The organism is Bacillus cereus group sp. RP43, assembly GCF_040459645.1.
In the GTDB taxonomy this organism is placed as follows: domain Bacteria; phylum Bacillota; class Bacilli; order Bacillales; family Bacillaceae_G; genus Bacillus_A; species Bacillus_A mycoides_C.
The window spans coordinates 1,978,809-2,003,971 of the sequence record NZ_JARVHQ010000001.1 but is presented as its reverse complement, the minus strand read 5'-3'; the positions used below and the strand labels follow the sequence as shown (position 1 = coordinate 2,003,971).

Genomic DNA, 25,163 nt, shown 5'->3' with positions numbered 1-25,163 from the left:
TCTTCACACGAAATAATAGAGAGGAGAATATTCTATTAAAAAAATCATTTTACTGCTAGGTAGCGCATTCATTATTTTTGGAATCGTATGGTTTTTAAACTCTGGAAAATCTATTCAAGATTTCTATACAGCAAGTAAACCAAAGAAGAAAGCTACTATTATTTCAACTCAAAGAGACCCAAATGCACCTCCTGTTTTTTTAGGAAAACAGGAAATAAAAGATATACATGTAGAGTCGCTTAAGACAAAAAAATCTATCTTCCTTACAAAAACAGATGAATTAAAAACATTCATTAACAGTATGGAGACAGCAAAAAAAGGCGATTTAACGCTAGATGAAGAAGGTTCTGATTTAGTAGATTGTAACATGTGGATTACTTTCCAAGATGGGACTTATAAACAATATTTAATTTGGATAGTAGATAACAACAGTAGTGAAATTATGATTGCCCATCAAAACACTCCTGATGACGTAGATCTTACTTATTATCAATTAAATGAAGGTAATTCGAAAAAAGTATATAACTTATTTAAAAAGGTTATTTAATGGAAAAAGTCATGAGCTAATAGGCCCATGACTTTTTCTATTTATATATATTCAGGGAACACTTTACAGCTCTTTTCCTGTTCTATATCATGTCCAAAGAAAACAATCGGGTTCTCTTTCATCACAATTTCTTTTAAACGTTTAATTGAAGATAAAGCTAATTCCGAATCAAATCCAGCGAACGGCACTTCATCTTCAAAATTTTCTTTCGTATAAGATGCATCAATTGTTAATAACACAGGACCGGATTTTTCTGTCTCAATTAATAGTGACTGATGCCCCGGAGTATGTCCTGGTGTATACAATAATTGAACTCCTGGTACGACTTCATAATCCCCTTCAATGATTTTGTAGTTTAAATACGGCAATATACATTCTTTCATATATTCTTCACTATGTTGTGCCGCCTCATATTCAGCACGCTGCACAATAATCGGTGTATTTGTAAAAGCACCATTTCCTCCTGCATGATCAAAATGTAAGTGAGAACTAATAATATACAGAAGGTCTTCTGGCTCATACCCTGCACGCTTTAAAATATTTACGATTCTATCTTCTTCAGTCATTTTCGGTAAAATCTGCCCTTCAACAAATGTACCGTCAAATAAATTTTCATTATTAACCGCACTTTCTGGCATACCTGTATCTACTATAATTGGCCCTTCTTCTGTCTCCAATAAATAACACCATACTGGTAAGTTTAATAAATTCCCCGGTGTGAGCGTACTATTAACAGAAGAATGATCTAACATACAACGACCAGCTGGGACGAAATAAAGCTTTTTTACTGTCATTATGTATCCACCTTTACATTTAGTTTGAGATAAAGTAACACAGTAAAAAGTTCTGCTTTTTAGAAACAAACTCCTTCTAGACTGTCATTCCATCTTTACTTCCTATTTTTTCAATTTCCGAATAGTAAAACGTGCTAAAACTATCGAGATGTAACATATAGCAATCCCTAAGAAACTAACGCTGAAACCATCTTTATGAATAGTCATAAGTTTTAAAATATCAATATTCAATAAGTGACCGATGAAAAGGTACATGATAATAATTGCCGTTACTATAAAATAGTCATTTCTTCTTAACTGCATTGTCATTAGCTATTCACCTCGCAATGTTTTCTATCAAAAATATACCATATATACTTAATATTTAAAATAATCCCCAAGTTCACAAAAATAATTAAAGTATACTTTTTTACATACCAATCTTTCCCCCCTATAATAAAAGAGAAAAGACTCTTACTTTAATGGAGGGAATAAAAATGAAAGCAATTGGTTTACATGAATACTTACCTATTGAAGAAGAAAACAGTTTAATTGATATTGAAGTTGAAAGACCTGTTGCCACAGGAAGGGATATACTTGTTAAAATTAACGCAATTTCCGTTAATCCAGTTGATACAAAAGTTCGATCTCCGAAAGATAAAAAAGAAGATGTAGCGAAAATACTTGGCTGGGATGCTAGTGGTGTAGTTTTACAAACTGGCGAAGGTTGTACGTTATTTAAAGAAGGCGATGAAGTGTTTTACGCTGGAAGCATTACAAGGCAAGGTACATATAGTGAATACCATCTAGTTGATGAAAGAATTGTTGGTAAGAAACCAAAAACGCTAAGTGATGCTGAATCTGCAGCACTTCCTTTAACAGCCATCACAGCATGGGAAGGTTTGTTTGAACGTTTAGGGATTGATTATAATAAGAAAGATGAAAATTCATTTAAAAACATTTTAATTATCGGCGGAGCTGGTGGTGTTGGCTCGATTGCTATTCAGTTAGCTAAATGGGCTGGACTAAACGTAATCGCAACCGCATCCCGCAACGAAACCATACACTGGGTTGAAAAATTCGGTGCCGATTATATAGTTAATCATCACCAACCTTTAAAAGATCAAATATTAGAATTTGGGCTAAAAGATGTAGATTATATCTTCTGCTTAAACAATACTGATCAACATTGGCACGCGATGGGTGACATCATTAAACCACAAGGGAAAATTTGCTCTATCGTAGAAAATGAACACCCTCTTGAGATGGGGATTTTAAAAAGTAAAAGTGCTACATTCGTTTGGGAATTTATGTTTACAAAAGCGATGTATGAAACTGGTGATATGAGTACGCAGCACGAACTATTAAATAAAGTAAGCGAGCTATTAGATGAAGGTATTCTTCAAACAACTTTAAACGATACGTTAACACCAATCAATGCAGAAAACCTTAAAAAAGCACATGCATTGCTTGAAAGTGGACGTACAATTGGGAAGATTGTATTAGAGAAATTTTAATAACAAAAGTCCGATTTCTAAATAAGAAATCGGACTTTTTTACTATCTTTATTTACTTGAAATCTCTTGATCATTTTGAACGTCTAACGGAGCTCGCTTTCCTATTCCGAAAGCATAGAAACTAATTGTTACGATAGCTAAGAAAACAATACCTACAATTAGTGAAATACGAGTATCATCGTTAAACCACATTCCGATTAATACCATCATTAAAAAGGCAATTGTTAAATAGTTTGTTACAGGAGCAAATGGCATTTTGAATGGATGATCTTTCATCTCTGCTCCCTTTTCTTTTCTAAAACGAATTTGACTAATTAAAATGACAAACCATGGCACCATACCAGGAAGTACACTCGCACTATATACATATACGAATAAGTTTTTTGGCGCGATATAACTTAAAACAACACCAACCGCTAAACCGATAATTACACCAACTGTACCGAATAAAGGTACACCATTATTAGAAATCTTCGTAAAGTATTTCGGTGCTTGTCCATTTACACCTAGTGTATAAAGCATACGTCCAGCACTATAAATACCACTGTTACAACCAGACATCGCCGCTGTAATAACAACGAAGTTAATAAGTCCTGCAGCTGCCGTAATACCAACCTTCGCAAAAGTTGCTACGAACGGACTACCAATTGAACTTAATTGATCCCAAGGATAAACAGTTACAATAACGAAAATAGCACCAATATAGAAAATTAGAATACGCCAAATTGTACTTTGAATTGCTCTAGTAAGTGTCTTCTTCGGATCTTTCGCTTCACCAGCAGTAATCCCGATTAATTCCACACCTTGATATGCCCCAACTACAAGTGATAGCGCAAAGAAGAATCCTGAAAAACCACCTGTGAAGAAACCGCCGTTTGCCCAAAGATTAGATATACCGATTGCTTCTCCTCCGTTCCCAATTCCGAAGAAAATGAGACCGAATCCGGCAATAATCATTAATAAAATCGTAACGATTTTAATCATTGCAAACCAAAATTCAAATTCACCAAACGACTTAACCGAAATTAAGTTAGCCGCACCAAGAATAACCATCGCGATAATACCTGGTATCCAAGCTGGTAAATCCGGGAACCAATATTTCATATACGCTCCAACTGCGATAATCTCTGACATCCCAACGATAACCCACTGGAACCAGTTACTCCACGCTGTCATATAACCAGCTAACGGATGAATATACTTGTGACCAAATGTCGCAAATGAACCTGTGCTTGGCTCCATATACAACATTTCTCCCATGGCACGCATAATGAAGAAGATGAAAACACCTGCGATTGCATATGCAAGCATTACTGACGGACCTGTCCATTTAATCGTGCTGGCTGACCCCATAAACAAACCAACACCAATTGTTCCACCTAAAGCAATCATTTGAATATGACGTGCTTCTAAACCTCGTTTCAATTCTTTGTTTGCCACTTCATTTCCCCCTCTTAGATGATTCATAGCCACATTTAAAACAAGATGCTTTCCCCTAATTCCTGTTTGGCTTGAAAATGATGAAGCAAACGTCATTTTACACTAGCTTTAAAGCTATCCTAAAATCGTTTCTTGCCTCTTATAATATCCTCAAAACCTCTCATCTTCCTATTTTCTATAAAACTTAAAATTGCTTCCTTCATATTAATTCATTTATCTGAAAAATTCAATTATTTTTTCAATAAATCATTATACATAATCTGATTAAATTTTTACTAAATTAACAATAAAATACATCTATTCAATATGATTCTAGTATGAATATTATTACAGTATAAATAACCGACGAAAAATTATTCTCCACGACTTCACATCACATTCACTTTTAATTTTTATTGTTTGTAATACATTCGTCCACCATTTAAATAAATTCCATTTCTGTTTCTACTATTATTTAACAATCTTATTTCCACGTTTTTCGAACCATCTGTTTACATATCGATCGAGATATTTAATATATTAGTAAAATTCCCTAACCTAGTATTCCCGATACATTCTTTCGGACTTAATTATTTCATTCTCATTTCAGAAAATTCCCTTCCCGCATTTACATACTATACATTATTGTTATATTTTAACAAATACAAAAGAGCCTCATTTTTTAATGAGACTCTTTTTCTACTACATAATTAAACTATTTTTTTAACCTGCTTATTAAAAATAAACAACTTGGTGAACACTGTCATTATGACTACAATAATGAGAAAATAAAGTGGCATCACTATTAACGAACCTGTATGAAGCTGACTCATTCCCCAAATTGTCATCGTTACTACTACATAGTACCCTAAGCTAAACAATGCTCCCGCAGTACCAATGACATCTTGAAAATTTACTAACGCTAAGCTAAGACAATTCGGTAACGCTACCCCAATTCCTAATAGCAATATAAACATCGCTACTAAAAATCCAATCATATATATTACGTTTGGATTTGATCCAACAAACGTAATAACAGATAAAATGACTGCTCCCACTGTCATTACAATACAACCTATATATATGATTTTCTCCGGTTTATAAATAGGCAGTAACCGTTTTGAAACTTTCGCTCCAATAATAGAAGCAGACGCAACTACAATTCCTAGAAATCCGTACATACTAGGTGATAGCTGAAAGTATTCAATAAAGATAAACGGCGCTTCTGCGTAGTAGCTAAATAAAACACCATTCGCTCCTCCAATTAATAGACCGTATGTTACTACTTTCGGATTTGTAATTAATCTTTTTAACACTGAAAAGACATTTATTTTATTCGTTACTGAGTCCGTTTTTGTTTCCGGAAGAGAAACAAAAGTATACAGAAAAATCCCGACACTCATAACTACTAAACTTAAAAATACCATTTTAAATCCAAACATTTGATCCAGAAAGCCTCCAATTAGCGGACCTATCGCTGGTGTAAAAGCAATGACTGCCGAAATTTGAGCGAACATAACATGACGTTTATGCCCCTCTACACTTTCACGAAGAATCGTTTGTGTCACAACTGAACCAGCACTTGCTCCAAATGCTTGAATAAAACGACTAAACAATAAAAATTCAATAGAATTGGCAATATAGCATAAGAAACTTCCAGCGCCATATACTACAATTCCAAATAACATTGCTGGGCGACGACCAATTATATCTGATAACCATCCAATAAAAAATACACCTAAAGCAAATCCAGCAAAATAAACACTAAGTGTTAACTGCACCTCATTATTACTTACGTGCAACGCCTTTGAAATGTCAGGTAAAGACGGTGTGTAAATCGTTTCACTAATTTGCGGAAATGCCACAAGAATTATCATTAACAAAAGGGATGGTACTGAGACTTTTTTCATTTTTAACACCCTCCTATAACTTTGAAAATCTCAGAAATGAATAGACTTTCCTTAGCTACGGAACAGGAGGGGCCATTATAGAAATTCGATCATAAAACAACAAAGAAAACACCTCAATTACGCATGTTAATACATATAGGAGGGTAATATTAACATTGATTTTAAATTACAGTCTTACAATTATATGATAAGTTGTGTTTGTTTTCTAGTGTTCATGATCTGAATCTTTGTTAGTACACGAATGTCCTTTCAATTCTCTCGGAAAATTAATGCGATTTAAAAAGCGCAACTAAACAATTGAAGGGGCGTTTTTTTATTGCTAAATTTTCACTGATTGTTTTTCTTGATAGATAATTTCTCCATCAATAATAGTTGTTTCTACTTTTAAATCTTTAATTTGGTCTGGATTGACATTTAAAATGCTGTCATTTAATATAACTAAATCCGCTAACTTACCGACCTCTATACTTCCTTTTATCTCTTCTTCAAAACTCGCATAAGCGCCATTCCATGTGTATAGTTTAATAGCTTCCATTACGCTTATAGATTGATTCGCACCAATCTCCATCCCAGACTTACTTTTTCTATTAACAGCAACATGAATTCCTAATAAAGGATTATAGTCAGTAACTGGCGCGTCCGAACTACCTGCTGCAATGATGCCACGATCAATAAAATCACGAGCAGCGTACATGTGGTTAACACGCTCACCATAGTGCCGTGCATATATCTCTCCAAATTCATATGGAAATGGAGGATTCGGAATTGGAACTATCTCGAGGTTTTTCATTCTCTCTTGTAAATCTGGTGAAGAAATTCCCGCGTGCTCAATCCGATGACGATGATTTTTTCTTGGTGATTCCTCTAGCGCCCTTTCTACACAATTTAAATACATTTCAATAGCTTTATCACCTTGTGCATGTACAGTGATTTGATAGCCTTTTTTATGTGCTTCACCTAAAACTTGATAGATTTCTTCCTCACTATAATAAAGAATGCCATTATTGTTAGAGTCACTAGAGTACGGTTCACGGGTTGCAATTGTAGGCCCAGTGCTGCTTCCATCTGTAAACAATTTAGCTGGTCCAACTTTAAATCTCTCATCTCCGGTACCAGTTACCACACCAGCTTCGACCATTTTATTAACAAATTCATGGGAGTTATTTATTTGACATATCATTGCATATATTCTGACACAAATATCCCTACTCTTCACAGCTTGTTGTAGTAAACGAAAACTCTCAGGTCCATCTCCACCTGCGTCATGTATACTTGTTATGCCTGCTGCAACGAAATGATCTGATGCAATTTTTACTGCCTTCATCATTTCACTTTCTTTATAACTTGCAACCTCACTCATCCTCATATTTGCTGCTTCAATTAACCTTCCTGTAAGCTTTCCTGCCTGATCCTTTTCAATAACTCCCCCACTCGTGTTCGGTGTGTTCTCGTTAATTCGCGCAATTTCTAATGCTTTGCTGTTCACTACGCTTATATGGTGACAAGTACGGGTTATCATAATAGGATGTTCAACTGAAACTTCATCCAGCTCAGTAATTGTTGGATAACGCTTTTCCTTCACAGCGGTTTCATTAAATCCCCAAGCACGTATCCATTCACCTTTTGGCGTTTCTAATGCCTTCTTTTTCAGATCATCTAACAAAGCCTCGATAGAATCAATATGTTCAGCTTTACAACTGATAGCCAACTGATTTTGCCCATAAGAAATGAGATGAAGATGGGAATCAATGAATCCAGGAAGAAGCGTTTTTCCTTGCAGGTCAATTACATCCGTTTTTTCTCCTATAAAACTCTTAACCTCCTGATTCGAACCAACAACTACGATACGATTATCTTTTATTGCTACAGCCTCGGCCACTGTATTCTTTTGGTCTACTGTAATAACTTCTCCATTTATCAAGACAACATCAGCTTTCATAAACTCAACCCTTTCGGAATTACTCTTTTCGAATAATTCATTCAGTATTTAAAGTTGTATCTCTCAATAGGCTCTTCCGCTTTTTAACAAGATTTATCAATAATTAATTAAAGTTGAGCTAAAGTGAAACTTTAATCAGTGGGGGGTTTTTGTTCATCCCCCACTGATTATTAGTTGAACCAATCGGGCTTTTACGGGCAGTTAATCTCCCACCTAACTTCTTTGCTCCAGCCGCATTTTGAGGTGGGAGTCTTACTGCCCGTTAATGCGGGATAAACATTCTTTTATTGTTTTAACGATAAAAGTAAAGTCTTCCTCTGTAATGCTTAATGGAGGTGCAAGTTGCAAAATATTATTGTAACCTGCAACAGTGTCACCATTTTTACCAATAATTAGACCTTTTTCTTTACAAGCATTGATGACTTTGTTCATCTTTTCAATGGAAGCCGGTTCTTTCGTTTGCTTATCTTCCACTAGTTCAATACCTAAAAGAAGACCTTTTCCGCGAACATCTCCTACGTTTGGATGTTCTTTTACGTCTTCTAATTCATATAACAGTCGTTCACCCAATTCTTTGGAACGTTCAATGAGTTTCTCATTCTCCATAATTTCTAAATTCTTCAAAGCTAAGGCGCAAGCTGTAGGATTTCCTCCGAACGTATTTACATGGCGGAAGCGATCATAATCATCACTGCCTACGAATGCCTCATAAACTTCTCGTCTAACTGCTGTTGCTGACAAAGGAAGATATGCACTTGTAATACCTTTTGCCATTGTAATAATATCTGGTTTAACACCATAATTCATAAATCCAAACGGTTTCCCTGTCCGGCCAAATCCACATATAACTTCATCACAAATGAGCAACGCATCGTGCTTCTCGCAAATTTCTTTTACTTTTTCCATATATCCATCAGGAGGCATTAAAATTCCGCCCCCGGTAATAATCGGCTCCATAATCACGCCGGCTACTGTTTGACTTAACTCCCATGTCATGACACGATCGATTTCATCAGCACTTGCCAGTGTACGAACATCATCTGGATTGCGATACGTATCAGGCGGTGCTACATGCAAGAACCCTTGCCCAAGCGGTTCATATTTATACTTTCGCTGAGCTTGACCTGTTGCTGCAAGAGCCCCCATTGAGTTACCGTGATAAGCACGATAGCGTGAAATAAACTTATAACGTGCATGATCACCTTTTTGTTGATGGTATTGACGAGCAATTTTAAACGCCGTTTCATTTGCTTCCGATCCACTGTTAGAAAAGAAAATGACATATTCATCATCAAGCCATTCATTCAATTTCTCTGCTAATTTAATAGCAGGAACATGACTTTGTGTCAGAGGGAAATATGGCATTTCTTCCAGTTGTTCAAAAGCCGCTCTTGCAAGCTCTTTTCGGCCATAGCCAACATTCACGCACCAAAGACCGGACATGCCGTCTAAATAACGGTTTCCATCAATATCCGTCACCCATGCTCCTTCTGCTTTTGTAATAATTAAATTCGTTGGATTAGGGGATGCTCCTTTCATTGCATGCCAAAGGTACTTCTCATCTGCTTGTTTCAAACTTTGTGTTTGTTCTGTCGCTTGCACAATCACCAACTCCATTCTATTCTTTTATGGTTTCACATCAATCTTTCAATAACGAGCCGTAAGCATTTTCTTGCGAGTATAGAATTCTACGCCATCTTTTCCATTTGCATGGAGATCACCATAGAAGGATTTCTTATAACCTGAGAATGGGAAGAATGCCATTGGAGCAGGAACCCCAAGATTGACCCCAAGCATACCTGCATCAATTTCTTCACGGAATTCACGAATTGCTTTCGCGCTATCGGTGTATAGGCATGCACCATTTGCGAACGGTGATGCATTAGCAACATGAATCGCTTCCACCAAGTCTTTTACACGTACAACAGAAAGAACCGGTGCGAAGATTTCATCTTGCCAGATTTTCATTTCCTGTGTCACATTGTCAAAAATTGTTGGGCCAACAAAATAACCGTTACCGTTTGCTGCATCATCTTCACGTCCGTCACGAATAAGTGTCGCTCCCTGCTCTATACCAGATTGAATGTATCCGAGTGTACGCTCTTTATGTCCGTCACGAATAACGGGACCAAGGAACACACCTTCTTCCAGCCCATTACCAATCGTAATAGCATTCGCCTCTTGAAGCAGTCTATTAACAAGTTCATCTGCAACGTCTTCTTCCACAACAACAACAGCCGCCGCCATGCATCTTTCACCAGCTGAACCGAAGGCAGCACTTGTAATTTCTTTCACTGCAGAACTAAGATCCGCATCTTTTAATACGATCGAATGATTTTTTGCACCTGCAAGAGCTTGTACACGTTTGCCGTTAGCTGCTGCTGTTTTATATATATACTCAGCGACAGGTTGAGAACCAACGAAAGATACAGCCTTCACATCCTCATTGTCAAGAATGCCATTCACGACGTCATGTGCACCATGTACAACATTTAGTACTCCATCTGGAAGACCTGCTTCTTTAAACAGTTCAGCTATGCGATTCGCCAGCAATGGTGTTCTTTCAGATGGTTTTAATACAAACGTATTTCCGCATGCAATCGCGAGTGGGAACATCCAGCATGGCACCATCATCGGAAAGTTAAATGGCGTTATTCCTGCGATTACTCCGATCGGGTAACGATACATCCCTGATTCAACACCAGTCGCAATATCAGGAAGTTGCTCTCCCATCATTAAAGTAGGTGCACCTGCGGCAAATTCAACACATTCAATCCCTCGCTGTACTTCACCGTAAGCTTCTTTATAACTTTTTCCATTTTCCAAGATAACGAGTTTAGCTAACTCTTCCCAGTTTTCAATCAAAAGCTGTTGATAGCGAAATAGAATACGAGCACGCCGAGGTACAGCAACCCTTTTCCATATTTGGAATGCTTCTTTCGCAGTTGCTACAGCTCTATCCAAATCTTCTTTAGTAGAAAGCGGCACACGAGCAATAATCTCTCCTGTTGCTGGATTTGGTACATCTTCCACTTGTTTACTTGTAGATTCTATCCATTGTCCACCAATGTAATTTTTCAACGTTTGTACATCTTTCGTTACTGCCATGGTGAAACCTCCTAATTTAAGATAACCGTCCTATGTATTTGTGACACTCAAAAAGAAAGCGCATTCACAAGACGGTATGTAAACGTATTTGCATAAACTCCACTACATTTCTTCAACATTACTAATCTGAATTTCTTATCCGTTGCATATGCAAAAGCCGTCATCTGATTAGCATTTTCCCATTCCTCAGTTCACATTATTTCAAATGAATCTCATGGTTCATCTTATAATTCTTTTTCAAAAACACTGGACAATCCCATTCACAAACAAGGTCCTTATCCAAGGAAACGATCCAGTCCTTTGTAATATGATATTTTTTTCCATCAACAGTAATAAATACTTCACCGTCTGTCACATAGAAAACTTCCTGTTCTTCTACATGCCACGTTCCTTTATTCGGTTCGCCTACCCATGGTTCCCATGTGTTGGCACCTAGTTGCTCTGCTTCTTCTGCTGTAATTTTTTTCGCAAAAAACATGATGATAACCCTCTCTCTTATTTGTAATTTTGACGGAATACGTTCCTATAAATCTACTATTTTAACATTGGTAACCTTTAAACGTTTGAACTCTTTTCTCATAAAGTATATGGCAATGAGAACACCTGGAATTTCTGCAGCAGGAGCAGCGTACCATACACCTTCTACACCCCAGAATTTCGGGAAAATAAATAAAAATGGTAACATGAACAATAATATTTTGCTTACACTAATAAACGTTGCGGACCAGTTTCTCTCCTGTGATTCAAAATAACCAGAGACAAGCAAGCTAACTGCACTAAGTGTAAACAAACTATTGAATACAACCGTCGTCCAAATGCCCAGTTTTTGTAATTCAGGATTACCGCCGGAAAAAAATGACACAATTGGATCTGCAAAAATGACTAGTATGGCTGTCACGATCACAAAGAAGGAAACTGTAAAAATGAGTCCCATCTTAATTGCTTGTTTCACACGATCAAGGTTGCCTGCACCGTAATTATAACTAATAATCGGTTGAAGCCCTGTCATCCCACCGAGCGCCGCTAAAGCGAGGAGATTTGTAATGTAACCATTTTGAATCGTGAAAGCTGCAACGTGCAGACCACCTCCATAGCTTTGCAGTAAATTGTTGGTGAAAATAATTGCAATAAACATCATGAACTGACTAGAGAAAGATGCAAAACCCGTCCAAACTACTTCACCAATCTTCTTGAGATTAATCATCACATCTTTCATTTTTGGCTTAAGTTTCGTTTTACCAAACCAGAAATAAAAGATTAAGAGAACAGGAATCGATTGCGAAATCGTATTAGCCCATGAAGAACCCATCATCCCCATGTCATACTTCACTACCATAATCCATTCCATAGTCCCAGCAACAACCGCTGCGACTAACCAACTGTTCATTGATAATATAGGTTTTTCATCGATATTGGCTAAAATACTTAATACAACGGCCAATATCGTTAATGGCAACGAAATCCATAGTAGTCGGCTATATTGCACCGCATACGGAAGCGCTTCATCACTTGCTCCGAATAGAATCATAATATCAGTTTCAAAGGCCAATCCAAGTATAGCTAACAAAGAGGAAAGGAAAAGAGTAAACCATAAAGTTTGTCCCATAATACTTCTAGCTTCTTCTAGCTTTCCTTTTCCCAGTCGAAGTGAAATGACCGCTCCGGCTCCCACCCCCAAAAGAACACCGATCATACGGGTAATAACCATAACGGTAAATCCAATTCCTATCCCTTCGATTTCCAGCTCCTGAAAGCCACTAACGAAATAGCCATCGATAACCGATACAACTCCTAGAATTACATTAGCCATAATTCCTGCCAAAGCAAACCGTAAATATAGTAACGGAATACTTTTGGTTCCGAGCACTGAATCATCCACCGACTTATTCATTCCTTCTGGCTTCTCTATGTTCGATGACGGACGGTTGTCCACTATTTTCATGAGCATATCCCCTTACAAATAATTTATATAGCAAGTTAAGCTCAATTAATTCACATACCAACCTACAGGCTTGGCATGCTGGTGGATATTGATTTGCTTTGTTTCCATAAAATGCTCCAGTCCGGCAACACCTAAAGCCCTACCGATTCCACTTTGCTTATATCCGCCCCAAGGACCTTCAACATAAGCAAGATGATAACTATTAATCCAAGTAATTCCCGCACGCAATTTACTAATAACACGTTTTGCTCGGTCCATATCTTCAGTAAATACAGCACCAGCTAATCCATAAATGGAATCATTCGCTTTTTTGATGGCATCTTCCTCATCTTTAAATTTCTGTACAACAAGGACTGGCCCAAAAATCTCTTCCTTAACAATACACATATCCGCATTTACATCAGCAAAGATTGTTGGTGCGATGAAAAACCCTCGATCAAGCCCATTTTCTGTTAAACGTTTACCACCACAAACTAATTTTGCACCTTCTTCAATTCCGCTCTTTATATAATGTAAAACGTCATTCATATGAGACTCGGTTGTGAGAGCTCCCATTTCGATATTCTCGCTTTCTCCGTTTCCAACTACAATTTTATTCGCACGCTCGGCCAATCTTTCAACAAACTTATCGTAAATGGTCTCTTGTACAAGCAAACGGGATGCAGCTGAACAAACTTGCCCAGCGTTGTGGAAAATACCAAACATCGCATTATCGACTGCCGTTTCAAAATCCACATCGTCAAACACCATAAGTGGAGATTTCCCGCCTAATTCAAGTGTGACTTTTTTCATATTGCCCGCAGCTGCGCGCATAATACTTTGACCTGTTTTTGTTCCACCGGTAAAGGCAACTTTGTCAACATCGTGACTCTCTGCAAGCTCATTTCCAACCTTTGAGCCAGGTCCTAATACTAGGTTTGCTACTCCGTCGGGAAGTCCAACCTCTTCGATGATTTCAAATAATTTGAATAAGCTTACAGGAGTGACGTCGGCAGGCTTAATTACAATTGTATTTCCTGCGGCAAGTGCAGGAGCAATTTGCCAAACAGCTAGCATAAGTGGGAAGTTCCAAGGTACAATAAGTCCACAAACACCAATCGGTTCATGGATAATAATTGTTTCCGAAGAATCAGCACGAGTGTAAGATTCCTTCTTCATACCTTTGATCAAGTCAGCATAATAGCGGAAACATTGAATCGATACAGGAATATCTACATAGGTTGTTGCACGAATAACCTTACCGTTATTTGCAGTTTCCAAACGGGCAATTTCAGCTGTCTTCTCTTCAAGACGGTCTGCAATCTTATATAGATAGTCAGCTCTTTCATCAGCCGATAAATCCGACCAGATTCCGCTGTCAAACGCGTTACGAGCCGCCTTAATTGCTATCTTCGCATCATCTGCTGATCCATGAGCAGACGTTGCGATAACCTCTCCGGTTGCAGGATTGATAATGTTTCTTCTAGCACCTGATAATGCTTCTACCCATTTCCCGTCAATGAACATGTTAATTTCCATAAACACCTCTCCTTTACGCGATAATATCTACCAGTTTGAAACCAATATGTGCTATATTGACCAGCATCGTTTTCTGATTATAGAATGGAAATGATTTGAGGCGTTCCTTTTCAAATCGGTATCCACCTGCACTCCCCGTAACGATCCATTGTGCCAATAACTTACCAAACAATGTCGAGAGAGACGCACCATGGCCCGTATAACCCGTTGCGAAATATGCGCCTTCTTTGGATCTACCGATAACCGGGAACGTATCAATTGTAACCCCGATAAATCCACCCCACCTGTAATCAATCTTGCTTCCTTCTAGTTTTGGCATTATTTTAACCATAGCATCGTAAACATTTTGATAAACAGCATCACCTAAGTTTGGACGAATATCGCCACCGCCAAATATGATCCGACTATCTGGTGTGCGCCTGAAATAGTAAAGGAAACTGCTTGTATCAAAAACCATGCGATTTTTAGGAATGATGGCATTCACCAGTGATTCTGGAAGCTGTTCAGTAGCAATAATACGTGCTGAAATTGGCAGTACGCCTTTATTCAGTTCCGTCATGATTTTTCCAGAGTAACCATCTGTAGCCACAATAATGTCTTTCGCAGTAACAGCACCTTTTTCTGTTACAACTTTCACACTATTTCGGCCGTACTCAATAGATAGTGCTTTCGAATGCTCAAAGATTTTTGCGCCGATCGATTTAGCTGCTTCTCCCAAACCAATTGCATAGTTCAGTGGTTGGAACGAGTAGCTCGAGTCGTCGACTAAGCAACCATAATATTGCGGGGAATCAATTTCTTGATGCAACTGACTTCGATTAAGCACGCTACATTCATATCCAAAATTTTTGTTTAAGTATTCACTTTCAAGTTTCAATCCTTCAAAATGCTTGGCTTTGTAAGCTGCCACAATGTGACCTGTCTTTCTAAAATTACAGTTGATTTGATGCTCGTCGATAATGTTTTTAACTAATTCAACACTAAGCAGAGAAAGATCGTTAAGCTGCCTCGCCTCTTCGGCACCATACTTCTTGGCAAGCTCCTGCATCGTTGACTTATAGCCCGGCAATACCATCCCACCGTTGCGACCGCTTGCGCCATATCCGATTGTTTCCTGCTCAAGGACAATGACACTCTTCCCTAACTTTTGCAAATGATATGCAGAAGAAAGACCTGTGAAACCTGCGCCAATAATGACAACATCCGCCTCTTCATTTCCTTCAAGAGGTTTTCCTTTGTCATAGCTGTTTGCAGTCGCTGTCCATAGTGAGAGAGTATCCATATGATCCATCTTATCCATAGCTAATCCTTCTCCTTTCGTGACATGTATGTTACAATACAGTCAAAAATATTCACAATATTCACACTTATTGAATTAATAATATGACTTGGAGTTTCCTCCAAGTCAATAGCCATTTGAGAGTTTTTTGAAGTCATTTTGCGAAAAAAATGGAGTAACTCCACTTTTTTCATTGGGGGGACATCTATGAAAATTGGTACATTTGCGAAGCTTTTTCATGTTACGACTGATACCGTTCGTTATTACATTGAACTAGGATTATTAATACCAGACAAAAAAAACACCCAGTATCAAATGAACCAATTGTGTTTCGACGACATGGCTTTTATTACTGAGCTGAAAAAATTTCATTTTTCATTGATAGAAATCCAACGAATTTTATCATATCGGCGTGTCACAAACTTCTCAGACCATGAGGATATCGACTACTACAACAACTTGCTCATTGATAAAAAGGACGAGCTAACCAAGAAAAAAGAAGACATATCAAAAGCTATCCAATTGATTGAAAAAGCAGCTCAAACTAGCTCACCTTCATCCAAAGAAGAGAATATTACAGGAATCCCGCTTGACTTTGTAAATTTGCTCTATTGTCCGAAGTGCCGCATTCCACTTGAAATGGAAGATGTAACGATTAAAAAAGTTTACATTCACACGGGGCGTTTAACTTGTACCTGTGGATACGAGGCAGCTATCGAAGAGGGTATTATCATTACCGCGAATTTGTACGAGACGTCTCCTTATCCATCTTATTTTTACGATAAAGAAACGATTAAAGAGATCAATCCCAAAATGATTAACTTATTTGAAAAAATTAATTTTCAGTTTCAAAAAGTTCTACAAAATATAGATTTGAAAAACAAATTAATTGTGGAAACAAACGTTGACGCTTTTGTGTCACTACCCAAATATATCGATGTTCTTGAAACAAGCGCGTCCTATGTATTCAGTGGCTATTCGCTTGCGATGCTCAAGAAGGTTAGAAACAGAATTGAACGTATGAATCCGAAGCCGCGCGTCCTTTATATTTTGAATTCCGATTTAAATCTGCCATTGAAACCGCTTAGCATCGATGTTTTTGTGGATAGTTTTTCAGTAACTGATTTTTCACTGCTCAATCCGCAGTTCCCAATTCACGTTCTAAAAAACTATTTACATAACAGTTCAACAATTGTCGGCGGATACTCATATTATGATAGTTCGGCCAAATCCTTGAAAAATATTTCAGCCTTATATCCAAATTCTCACGAACATATTTTATATCCAAAATACTTAGAAGAAAATTTATCAGGCCACGAATTTCAAATCACGCAAAGTGAAAATATCGGTTACTGTACAGATCCAGGACCTTATTTCGATTATCATGTAAGAGACGAAAAATTCCACATGCTCATGTATTTGGCTAGTACGAAACAATAGCACAAAAAAGCGCCATCACAAGTGACGGCGCTTTTTATATGTAAGAGATACTAGAAGATATCCTTCTAGCCTACTCCCATTTATAAGTCCAAAATTGTTCAAGTTGTAGCCATTTTAATGTTGCTGCATCTTTATTTTTTATTTTTGCATGCGTTTCTTCAAGCATCGCTTCTGTTTGTGAACGGTGCGCGCCTAGCGCAGCTAATTTATGTTCAAATACTTCACTAATATTATTTACAACATCCGGTTCACCGAGTACTGCTTCGCGATTTCTCGTAATTGCAACCGCATGAATGACTGGACGTTCTTCTTTTGACATACGTGATACGGCGCGAACTACAGCGCGACCAAATGCATCATGATCTGGATGTACGCCGTGCTCTGGATAAAATGTAATAATTCGAGATGGATTTACTTCTTGAATGATCGCTTCAATTTTATCTGCAACGAAATCAACATCTTCAAATTCTAACGTTTTATCATGGAAACCAAGCATTCTTAAATCTTGAATTCCCATTGCTTCACATGCATCTTTCAATTCTTTTTCGCGGATATTTGGAATCGTTTCACGGTTAGCGAATACATTTTTCCCCATATTACGTCCCATTTGTCCTAGAGTACCGCACGCATACGTTACAGGTACTCCTTGATCTGTTAATAAGCGAATTGTTCCTCCCGCAGCAAATGCTTCATCATCTGGATGCGGAAATACAACAAGTACATGTCTCTCCATAAGTTTCCCTCCTTCTTACTTAAATGGCGTTAAGCTTAACTCAAGTGCAACCGCTAAGCGGCCCTGATTATCATGCCCTGCAAGTAATAAACGCTCTTTATCGTCTACTTCCCAGTGCGTAATACCTTCTGCATATACCCAGCCATGATCCATCTTTAGACCAACTCGGTATGGGTTTGTTCCCGTAATCTTCCCGCGTTCAAATCGAATGATTGCATTTCGAATGAATGCTCCAACTGTCATCATCTTTTCATTAAAGTGTGACGCATACGCTCCGTTCGTCGTTTCTAAATGAATATATACATCTTTATTTACAAAACGTTCAATTTCATTTTGAATAAGAGAACTATCTTTTACTATTTCCATCGGAATTCACCTCTTTAAACCATTTTACGCAAAAATAATGTAAATTGCTATCTCTATATTAGAGGACAACGCTCACTTTTCCTAATAATTTGCACTGTGTTTTTTATATTTTTTATATGATATGTAAAAAACACATTTTTTCCTTCACTTTGTGAAATAGTTTTCTTTCTTTTTTGAATTTGCTACAATATAAATTATGCAGAGGGATGCATATTTACAATTGAATACATACTTTAAAGAAGGTGACACGATTGGAACAATCAGTACATGAAGTAGCAAATTGGCAATATTATTTTGCAATTGCCGTATTTTTAGTCACATACGGTTTTATTATTTCTGAGAAATTGAATCGTGCTGTAATTGCACTATTCGGCGCTGCTATTATGATTATTTTTGGAATTGTAGATTTACATACTGTTTTCACATCACATATTCAATGGGAAACGATCACCCTTTTAATTGGTATGATGATTCTCGTACATATTACGAGTCAATCAGGTGTATTTGAATTTGTAGCCATTAAAGCAGCAAAAGCAGCTGGCGGAAAACCAATCCGCATTTTATTATTACTATCCCTATTAACCGCTGTCGGTTCTGCATTTTTGGACAACGTAACAACCGTTTTATTAATCGTTCCTGTTACACTATCCATTACACGTATTTTAAAAGTAAACCCTGTTCCTTATTTGATTTCAGAAGTATTATTTTCAAATATAGGTGGAACAGCAACACTAATTGGTGATCCACCTAACATTATGATTGGATCAGCAAATAAGCATTTAGACTTTAATGCCTTTTTACTTAACTTAGCTCCAATCGTAATTATTATTTCTATCGTGACACTTGGCATTATTTACTTCATGTATCGTAACAAACTAAAAACAACAACTGAGCAAATTAAAATATTAATGGAATTAAATGAAAAAGATTATATTAAAGATCAAATTCTCCTTTTAAAATCGATTACGATTTTAGGACTAACTATTTTAGGCTTCGTACTTCATTCTATTATTCATGTAGATGCTGCAGTAATTGCGATGACAGGTGCTACACTTCTTATGTTAATCGGCGTGAAAGAACATGAGATAGAAGATATATTTGCTCACGTTGAATGGGTAACCATTTTCTTCTTCGCCGGACTATTCGTTCTCGTTGGCGGGTTAATTGACATCGGACTCATTTCTTCCCTTGCACAACAAGTACTTAACGTAACAAATGGCGACATCGGTTTCGCTGCTATACTTATCTTATGGGTATCCGGCATCGCATCTGCGACAATCGACAACATTCCATTTGTCGCAACGATGATCCCGCTTATTCAAGATTTAGCTACAGGACTCGGACTATCTGTCGATTCCCCGCAAATCGAAGTACTATGGTGGGCGTTATCTCTTGGAGCTTGCTTAGGAGGAAACGGAACATTAATTGGAGCATCAGCAAACGTAGTCGTTGCTGGTATTGCAAAACGTGAAGGACACGGATTCTCTTATATGGACTTCTTAAAAATCGGTTTCCCATTAACAATCATTGCGCTATTGTTATCACATGCTTACATTTATTTACGTTATTTAATGTAAAAGGTGTATTACATGAAATTATATCGTCAAATACAAAAGGTTTGCAGCACTATGCTGCAAACCTTTTTTCATCACCAAAATATACCTATAATTGCTAATCCACCTAAAATCATACCACCAATTTGTCCGATGATTGTTGGTGATAATTGAACACCTTTTCTCACTTCAACAACTGGTCTTTCGTGCCTTAGTTGCTGCACTTCACTTTGAAGTTGATGTACACTTCCGTGTAGTTCTTTAATTAGTTCTTTTAATTCAGCGACCTCTTCGTTTACTGGCTTACTTTTTTCTAAGTTCATTTTGCATAACTCCTTATAAAGTGAAACTTTAATCAGTGGGGGTTTTGTTCATCCCCCACTGATTATTAGTTGAACCAATCGGGCGTTTACGGGCAGTCCGACTCCCACCTAACTTCTTTGCTCCACCTGAATTTTGAGGTGGGAATTTTACTGCCCGTTAATGCGGGATAAATTCAATCAGTTCACTGTAAAATTTCGCCAATTACCATTATATCTCCTGCATACTACATATATAATATGGAATGTACTTTTATTAACAAGACCCTTTTAAGAACAAATTTAGATATTTTAGAAAGACAACTTTCATTAGTCCTTTATTTATAAGACTAATGTATTCAACAATTCTATTCTTTATAGTTTCTTTTTCATACAAAAAGCTTCACTAAAATTTAGCAGGTGTACCTTGATGAAAATACATTTGCCATCTTCCTTCTCTAAATTTCCATATCGAACTACGTAACGAGTGTTGATTATTTATTTCATTGAATATTCGATAAGTAGTTAATGCTACATCTTTGGATAATGGATGTACTTCAAAATCACTCAAAGTCATTTTTACCACACCAATTCCATTTTTATCGATATCCTCATTTTTATATAAAACTTTACCAGAACTTCCAAACTCAAAAAAATCAGCGGCAAGTATCTTTTTAAGCTCCTTTTGAGATGTGCGAACCTCTGGTTTAAGTAATCGTTCCTCTAGCTGGTATAAACACTCTCTTAATGAAGATAAACCTTCCATTAGTACACTCCTTCGCTCGTTATTACTTGAATATTACAACTTTTCTTCCTGCACTACACAATTATTCTGTATGTTTTTGCTAGTTCTGCAGCTCTATCCATTCATCCCGCAATATCCCCATAATCATACGATCAAAACACTTTCCATCTCGCTGTACTGCTTCTCTCATACACCCTTCCATCTGAAAACCCATCTTTTTATACAATGCAATGGCAGCTTTATTATAAGAAATAACATCGAGGCCAATGCGGTGTAAATTCATTTCATAGAAAGCATACTTTAATATAAGATGCAATGCTTCTCTCCCGTATCCTTTTCCTCTATCATTTGCATCTCCTATACCAATTGCTAATAAACCTGTTCTGTTATTCCACTCTATGCCGTGAATTGCAACAAAACCAATTAAACGATCATCTTGAACTGTTCTTAACATGAAAGAAACACTATTGGATCTCCGTCCCTTTAATAGCCCATCACTCGCTATTTCATGTAACGATTGCGGGAATGCTAAGTCTGTATCTACATTTCTTAAATATTCACTATCCTCTTGCCACATAGCCATTACTTCAGCATCTGCTTCTCTAATAGCTGATAATTTAATAGTTTTATTTTGAAAAAGATTCATCGTCATTTCAAACTCCCCCTTTATTAAATAGCGGGGACAATTATTCTAGCCTATTTATCCCCTTGTCCTTTGAACTGTTGTATAAACGGGATACTTACAATAAGCGCTGACATCGGCACATCTCCTCTTCATTAAATTAACTTCATTGTATAATTTTTTATTTATTCTAACAATAAAAAGACCCTCCAAATTTAGAGGGCCTTTCCTAATAGCAAAACTGTATTATTTCGTAAACATTTTCTCCGCTTCATCCATCGCCATTTTATTTCCTAAAGCAGAATAGTCAAGCCATGGTTGGTCATTAATAATGTATACGTGCTTATCTTTTACAGCTTTTAAGTCTTTCCAAATTGGTGTTTCTTGAAGTTGTTTAAATGCTGCTTTTGCTTTATCGTCTCTGTTTACAACAACGAAAATCGCATCTGCATCAAAGTCAGGTAATACTTCTTGTGAAATGACTTCGAAAGGACGGTTTCCATCAATTTTTTCCACACCATTTGCAGGTTGTAATCCTAAGTCTTGGAATAAAATTGGTCCCATCGGTCTTTTCGTACTAAATACACGTAATTCTTTTGCAGTAACGCGAATTGCCATTACTTTTTCATTATTACCTAACTCTTTATCTATTAAACTTTTCACTCGTTTTGTCTGCTCTTCGTAATCTTGAATATACTTTTCCGCTTCTTTCTCACGGTTTACAAGTTTACCTACTTCTTTTAAATGATCTCTCCACGTACCTTCATCTAAATTGAAAGAATGTGTTGTTGCAATTTTTTCGTATTTCGCTAAATCTTTGCCAGCATATTTTTCATCAACATAAATTTCAGTTGGCTTTAATTGAAGTAACGCTTCCATGTTTGGATCTGTTGCAACGCCAAGTTTCTTCGTATCTTTCAACTGCTCTTTTGCGTGTGGTAAGAAATCTTTTAAATCTCCACCAATAACAGAACCTACTGGTGTAATTCCTAATGCAAGTAAATCATTTGTTAAGTGAATAGACATTGAAGCAATTTTTGGGTCATTACTTTTTTCCGTTTTTTTAGTTGCCTCTTCATTAGGTTTCGATTGACCACATGCTGCTAATACTAAAATACACATAATGCTAAATAAAATGGAAAGTTTCTTTTTCATATGTTCTCCTCTTTGAAGTATTTATTTTGTTTTTGTAAGTAAATAAAGAAAATACGGCGCTCCTAAAGCCGCTACTACTACACCAGCTGGAATAGAGTTTGGCTCGAATACAGAACGACCTATCGTATCTGCGAGTACTAAAATAATCATTCCAATAATGCCAGCTAACGGAAGGAAATGTTGATATGTAGTACCTACTAACTTTCTTGCGATATGCGGAGAAACTAGACCGATAAAACCAATCCCTCCTGCCATCGATACACTTGCACAAGATAATCCGACCGCCGTAGCTAAAAGTAGTAATCGTTCTTTTTGAACAGAAACACCAAGTCCTGCTGCTACACTATCACCTAGGGACAGTGCATTTAACGTTTTAGATTTCAGCCATGCGTACGGAGTTAGTATCAAAATCCAAGGTAATAATGCTAGGACATGAATCCAATCTCTTCCCCACACGTTACCAACTAACCATCTAGAAGCGAATGTATACGTCTCATCATTTAACTTGAGCGAGAAAAATAATGAAAGTGCACTAAAACCAGCTGAAACTGCAATACCAACCAGAATAAGTCTAATGGGAAGTAAACCTTTTGACCGATCACTCGCAAGCAAAACAATAAGAAATGCAGCTAACACTCCTCCGCCAAATGTAAATAACGGTATTAAAATCGATGCACTCTCATTAATAGAATGAAAGAGCGTAACGAATACAATAAGCCCGAAAGATGCACCCGAATGTAATCCGAGAATACCGGGATCTGCGAGTGCATTACGAGATAGCCCTTGCAAAATCGCACCGGAAACCCCAAGGCCAATTCCTGCTAACATTGTAATAATTATTCTTGGCATACGATAATCGTACAGCACTGTCGCACTCTCAAAATCACCATAACCAAAAAGCGTTTGAATTACTTTGAGCGGTGCGATACTCAGCGTACCTGTATTTAAACTAATTAAAATTACAGCGATACCCATACAACCGAAAATTGTAGTTACAGTAATAGCTCTCTTTTTATCCGTGTTAAAAAGACCCTTCACTTATAACTCCCTCCCAACTTTACGTGCTATATAGAGGAAGAACGGAACTCCAACAAGAGCTACCATAATCCCTATCGCAAGTTCTTTAGGAGGATTTACTGTTCTTGCTCCTAAATCAGCTAACACCAATAACATAGCTCCTAATAATGCTGACATAGGAATAATAAGGCGATAATTAACACCAACTAATTTTCTAGCAATATGTGGGATGACTAGTCCTAAAAATCCAATAGAACCAACAGCTGAAACAGAGACACCCGCAAGAATAACTACTATAATCATCCCAAGTATTCTCGTTCGGTTCGTTTTCACACCTAAATTCGTAGCAACATCATCCCCCATTGATATGAGTGAAATAGATCGCCCTAGCACTGTCGCAAAAACAACCGTTATGAGAATAATAGGCACTAAAAGTTTCAAGTGTTCCCACTTAACCCCCGCAACACCACCGGCAAACCAAAACGCTAAATCTTGGCTTAAATCATAATAAATTGCAATACCTGAACTTAATGAGTGTAAAAGCGCTGCCATAACTGCTCCAGCAATCGTTAACCTCATCGGTGTTAACCCTCCTGATGTTGCCGATCCGATAATAAAAATGAGTACGGTACTTAAAACTGCTCCAATAAAGGAAACAATCATTAAGTAGGAATACGGCATATGCGGGAAAAAAGCAAAACTAAGTGCTACTACAAACATCGCACCCGCATTTATTCCGAGCACACCTGCATCAGCTAAAGGATTTCGTGTTACCCCTTGCATCACAGCCCCAGCGACTGCAAAAGCAGCACCTACAACTGCCGCTCCAATCACCCTTGGAAGTCTTAGCTCATAAATAATTTGATGCTGCGTTAATTTCGGATTGTAATCAAAAACCGCTGCCCACACCGTTTGCAAATGAATATCCTTTGCACCGAATGCAACAGCTAAAAATATAGACCCCATTAAGCATAAAATTGTTAAGCTCATGAAAGAAATGAACTTAATATGTATCCAGCGATTATTGCCAGCATGTACAGTAGACTTATGTAACATGTTTCATTTCATCCTTTATATTCAGTTGTTTTTTATAATTATTTTTTATTTATAATAATTATTGATAATAATTATCATTTTCATTTAGATATTATATCCCCACCTTTTTTAAATAGCAAACTATTTTTTTACTTTGTTACAACATTAAAATACTTATTACAATTCCCTTCTAAAACTTACAAATACATGCAAAGTATTGCGATGTTATATTTTAAAATTTATAGT

General features: G+C 37.1%; 23 protein-coding genes. 4 read left to right on the top strand and 19 right to left on the bottom strand.

What is annotated here, in order from left to right; all coding sequences use genetic code 11:
- Nucleotides 1–52 precede the first annotated feature (52 nt).
- Nucleotides 53–547, top strand: coding sequence for a hypothetical protein (locus QCI75_RS10460; protein ID WP_144507148.1), 495 nt, complete (start codon nt 53–55; stop codon nt 545–547).
- 41 nt (nt 548–588) lie between these two features.
- On the opposite strand, the gene aiiA is transcribed toward QCI75_RS10460, so the two are convergent.
- Both aiiA and QCI75_RS10450 read right to left on the bottom strand, forming a co-directional pair.
- On the bottom strand, nt 589–1,341 hold the full coding sequence (gene aiiA / locus QCI75_RS10455) for a quorum-quenching N-acyl homoserine lactonase AiiA (protein WP_144507147.1): 753 nt from the start codon (nt 1,339–1,341) through the stop codon (nt 589–591).
- A 102-nt stretch (nt 1,342–1,443) separates the two neighbouring features.
- Nucleotides 1,444–1,650 (bottom strand): hypothetical protein, encoded by a 207-nt coding sequence (locus QCI75_RS10450; protein WP_353760411.1) that lies wholly within the window; start codon nt 1,648–1,650, stop codon nt 1,444–1,446.
- Between the two features lie 167 nt (nt 1,651–1,817).
- On the opposite strand from QCI75_RS10450, the gene QCI75_RS10445 reads away from it, so the two are divergent.
- A complete protein-coding gene (locus QCI75_RS10445) occupies nt 1,818–2,837 on the top strand; it encodes a zinc-binding alcohol dehydrogenase family protein (RefSeq protein WP_353760410.1) in 1,020 nt (339 codons plus the stop codon).
- 48 nt (nt 2,838–2,885) lie between these two features.
- On the opposite strand, the gene QCI75_RS10440 is transcribed toward QCI75_RS10445, so the two are convergent.
- The 9 genes from QCI75_RS10440 to QCI75_RS10400 all read right to left on the bottom strand — a co-directional run bounded on the left by QCI75_RS10440 (nt 2,886) and on the right by QCI75_RS10400 (nt 15,973).
- Nucleotides 2,886–4,277, bottom strand: coding sequence for an amino acid permease (locus tag QCI75_RS10440; protein ID WP_353760409.1), 1,392 nt, complete (start codon nt 4,275–4,277; stop codon nt 2,886–2,888).
- A 689-nt stretch (nt 4,278–4,966) separates the two neighbouring features.
- Nucleotides 4,967–6,166 (bottom strand): multidrug effflux MFS transporter, encoded by a 1,200-nt coding sequence (locus QCI75_RS10435; protein WP_353760408.1) that lies wholly within the window; start codon nt 6,164–6,166, stop codon nt 4,967–4,969.
- A gap of 319 nt (nt 6,167–6,485) precedes the next feature.
- Nucleotides 6,486–8,105 carry an amidohydrolase gene (locus tag QCI75_RS10430; protein ID WP_353760407.1) on the bottom strand — a complete coding sequence of 540 codons (1,620 nt, stop codon included), beginning with the start codon at nt 8,103–8,105 and terminating at the stop codon, nt 6,486–6,488.
- Nucleotides 8,106–8,357: 252 nt separating this feature from the next.
- Complete coding sequence (locus tag QCI75_RS10425; RefSeq protein ID WP_353760406.1) at nt 8,358–9,722, bottom strand: aspartate aminotransferase family protein; 1,365 nt, start codon at nt 9,720–9,722, stop codon at nt 8,358–8,360.
- Between the two features lie 30 nt (nt 9,723–9,752).
- Nucleotides 9,753–11,213, bottom strand: coding sequence for a CoA-acylating methylmalonate-semialdehyde dehydrogenase (locus QCI75_RS10420; protein WP_353760405.1), 1,461 nt, complete (start codon nt 11,211–11,213; stop codon nt 9,753–9,755).
- Between the two features lie 196 nt (nt 11,214–11,409).
- Complete coding sequence (locus QCI75_RS10415; RefSeq protein WP_353760404.1) at nt 11,410–11,691, bottom strand: cupin domain-containing protein; 282 nt, start codon at nt 11,689–11,691, stop codon at nt 11,410–11,412.
- 45 nt (nt 11,692–11,736) lie between these two features.
- On the bottom strand, nt 11,737–13,155 hold the full coding sequence (locus QCI75_RS10410; RefSeq protein ID WP_144503631.1) for an MATE family efflux transporter: 1,419 nt from the start codon (nt 13,153–13,155) through the stop codon (nt 11,737–11,739).
- A 45-nt stretch (nt 13,156–13,200) separates the two neighbouring features.
- A complete protein-coding gene (locus QCI75_RS10405) occupies nt 13,201–14,673 on the bottom strand; it encodes an aldehyde dehydrogenase family protein (protein ID WP_353760403.1) in 1,473 nt (490 codons plus the stop codon).
- A gap of 13 nt (nt 14,674–14,686) precedes the next feature.
- Nucleotides 14,687–15,973: an NAD(P)/FAD-dependent oxidoreductase gene (locus QCI75_RS10400; protein WP_353760402.1), complete on the bottom strand. Its 1,287-nt coding sequence runs from the start codon at nt 15,971–15,973 to the stop codon at nt 14,687–14,689.
- A gap of 186 nt (nt 15,974–16,159) precedes the next feature.
- Between QCI75_RS10400 and QCI75_RS10395 the strand changes: the two genes are divergently transcribed.
- Entirely contained in the window at nt 16,160–17,392 is a 1,233-nt protein-coding gene (locus QCI75_RS10395) for a MerR family transcriptional regulator (RefSeq protein ID WP_144503637.1), read from the top strand.
- Nucleotides 17,393–17,462: 70 nt separating this feature from the next.
- On the opposite strand, the gene bshB2 is transcribed toward QCI75_RS10395, so the two are convergent.
- The gene (gene bshB2, locus QCI75_RS10390; RefSeq protein ID WP_046957847.1) at nt 17,463–18,125 is read right to left on the bottom strand and encodes a bacillithiol biosynthesis deacetylase BshB2; all 663 of its coding nucleotides are present in this window, start codon (nt 18,123–18,125) and stop codon (nt 17,463–17,465) included.
- 15 nt (nt 18,126–18,140) lie between these two features.
- Nucleotides 18,141–18,491, bottom strand: coding sequence for a YojF family protein (locus tag QCI75_RS10385; RefSeq protein ID WP_000407039.1), 351 nt, complete (start codon nt 18,489–18,491; stop codon nt 18,141–18,143).
- Nucleotides 18,492–18,742: 251 nt separating this feature from the next.
- Between QCI75_RS10385 and QCI75_RS10380 the strand changes: the two genes are divergently transcribed.
- Nucleotides 18,743–20,068 (top strand): ArsB/NhaD family transporter, encoded by a 1,326-nt coding sequence (locus QCI75_RS10380; protein ID WP_353760401.1) that lies wholly within the window; start codon nt 18,743–18,745, stop codon nt 20,066–20,068.
- 71 nt (nt 20,069–20,139) lie between these two features.
- Here the strand turns inward: QCI75_RS10380 and QCI75_RS10375 are convergent, their stop codons facing one another.
- From QCI75_RS10375 to QCI75_RS10350, 6 genes are all read right to left on the bottom strand, one after another.
- The gene (locus QCI75_RS10375) at nt 20,140–20,367 is read right to left on the bottom strand and encodes a coiled-coil domain-containing protein (RefSeq protein WP_002033458.1); all 228 of its coding nucleotides are present in this window, start codon (nt 20,365–20,367) and stop codon (nt 20,140–20,142) included.
- 382 nt (nt 20,368–20,749) lie between these two features.
- Nucleotides 20,750–21,109 carry a nuclear transport factor 2 family protein gene (locus QCI75_RS10370; RefSeq protein ID WP_353760400.1) on the bottom strand — a complete coding sequence of 120 codons (360 nt, stop codon included), beginning with the start codon at nt 21,107–21,109 and terminating at the stop codon, nt 20,750–20,752.
- A 79-nt stretch (nt 21,110–21,188) separates the two neighbouring features.
- Complete coding sequence (locus tag QCI75_RS10365) at nt 21,189–21,740, bottom strand: GNAT family N-acetyltransferase (protein ID WP_353760399.1); 552 nt, start codon at nt 21,738–21,740, stop codon at nt 21,189–21,191.
- A gap of 216 nt (nt 21,741–21,956) precedes the next feature.
- The gene (locus QCI75_RS10360) at nt 21,957–22,865 is read right to left on the bottom strand and encodes an iron-hydroxamate ABC transporter substrate-binding protein (protein ID WP_144503643.1); all 909 of its coding nucleotides are present in this window, start codon (nt 22,863–22,865) and stop codon (nt 21,957–21,959) included.
- Nucleotides 22,866–22,886: 21 nt separating this feature from the next.
- A complete protein-coding gene (locus tag QCI75_RS10355) occupies nt 22,887–23,903 on the bottom strand; it encodes a FecCD family ABC transporter permease (protein WP_144503646.1) in 1,017 nt (338 codons plus the stop codon).
- Entirely contained in the window at nt 23,904–24,938 is a 1,035-nt protein-coding gene (locus QCI75_RS10350; RefSeq protein ID WP_353760397.1) for a FecCD family ABC transporter permease, read from the bottom strand.
- Between the last annotated feature and the right edge of the window lie 225 nt (nt 24,939–25,163).

Coding starts and splice junctions, on each gene's coding strand:
- aiiA (WP_144507147.1), bottom strand. CDS start 1,341: ATGACAGTAAAAAAGCTTTATTTCGTCCCAGCTGGTCGTTGTATGTTA.
- QCI75_RS10450 (WP_353760411.1), bottom strand. CDS start 1,650: ATGACAATGCAGTTAAGAAGAAATGACTATTTTATAGTAACGGCAATT.
- QCI75_RS10445 (WP_353760410.1), top strand. CDS start 1,818: ATGAAAGCAATTGGTTTACATGAATACTTACCTATTGAAGAAGAAAAC.
- QCI75_RS10435 (WP_353760408.1), bottom strand. CDS start 6,166: ATGAAAAAAGTCTCAGTACCATCCCTTTTGTTAATGATAATTCTTGTG.
- QCI75_RS10430 (WP_353760407.1), bottom strand. CDS start 8,105: ATGAAAGCTGATGTTGTCTTGATAAATGGAGAAGTTATTACAGTAGAC.
- QCI75_RS10425 (WP_353760406.1), bottom strand. CDS start 9,722: ATGGAGTTGGTGATTGTGCAAGCGACAGAACAAACACAAAGTTTGAAA.
- QCI75_RS10420 (WP_353760405.1), bottom strand. CDS start 11,213: ATGGCAGTAACGAAAGATGTACAAACGTTGAAAAATTACATTGGTGGA.
- QCI75_RS10415 (WP_353760404.1), bottom strand. CDS start 11,691: ATGTTTTTTGCGAAAAAAATTACAGCAGAAGAAGCAGAGCAACTAGGT.
- QCI75_RS10410 (WP_144503631.1), bottom strand. CDS start 13,155: ATGAAAATAGTGGACAACCGTCCGTCATCGAACATAGAGAAGCCAGAA.
- QCI75_RS10405 (WP_353760403.1), bottom strand. CDS start 14,673: ATGGAAATTAACATGTTCATTGACGGGAAATGGGTAGAAGCATTATCA.
- QCI75_RS10400 (WP_353760402.1), bottom strand. CDS start 15,973: ATGGATAAGATGGATCATATGGATACTCTCTCACTATGGACAGCGACT.
- QCI75_RS10395 (WP_144503637.1), top strand. CDS start 16,160: ATGAAAATTGGTACATTTGCGAAGCTTTTTCATGTTACGACTGATACC.
- bshB2 (WP_046957847.1), bottom strand. CDS start 18,125: ATGGAGAGACATGTACTTGTTGTATTTCCGCATCCAGATGATGAAGCA.
- QCI75_RS10385 (WP_000407039.1), bottom strand. CDS start 18,491: ATGGAAATAGTAAAAGATAGTTCTCTTATTCAAAATGAAATTGAACGT.
- QCI75_RS10375 (WP_002033458.1), bottom strand. CDS start 20,367: ATGAACTTAGAAAAAAGTAAGCCAGTAAACGAAGAGGTCGCTGAATTA.
- QCI75_RS10370 (WP_353760400.1), bottom strand. CDS start 21,109: ATGGAAGGTTTATCTTCATTAAGAGAGTGTTTATACCAGCTAGAGGAA.
- QCI75_RS10365 (WP_353760399.1), bottom strand. CDS start 21,740: ATGACGATGAATCTTTTTCAAAATAAAACTATTAAATTATCAGCTATT.
- QCI75_RS10360 (WP_144503643.1), bottom strand. CDS start 22,865: ATGAAAAAGAAACTTTCCATTTTATTTAGCATTATGTGTATTTTAGTA.
- QCI75_RS10350 (WP_353760397.1), bottom strand. CDS start 24,938: ATGTTACATAAGTCTACTGTACATGCTGGCAATAATCGCTGGATACAT.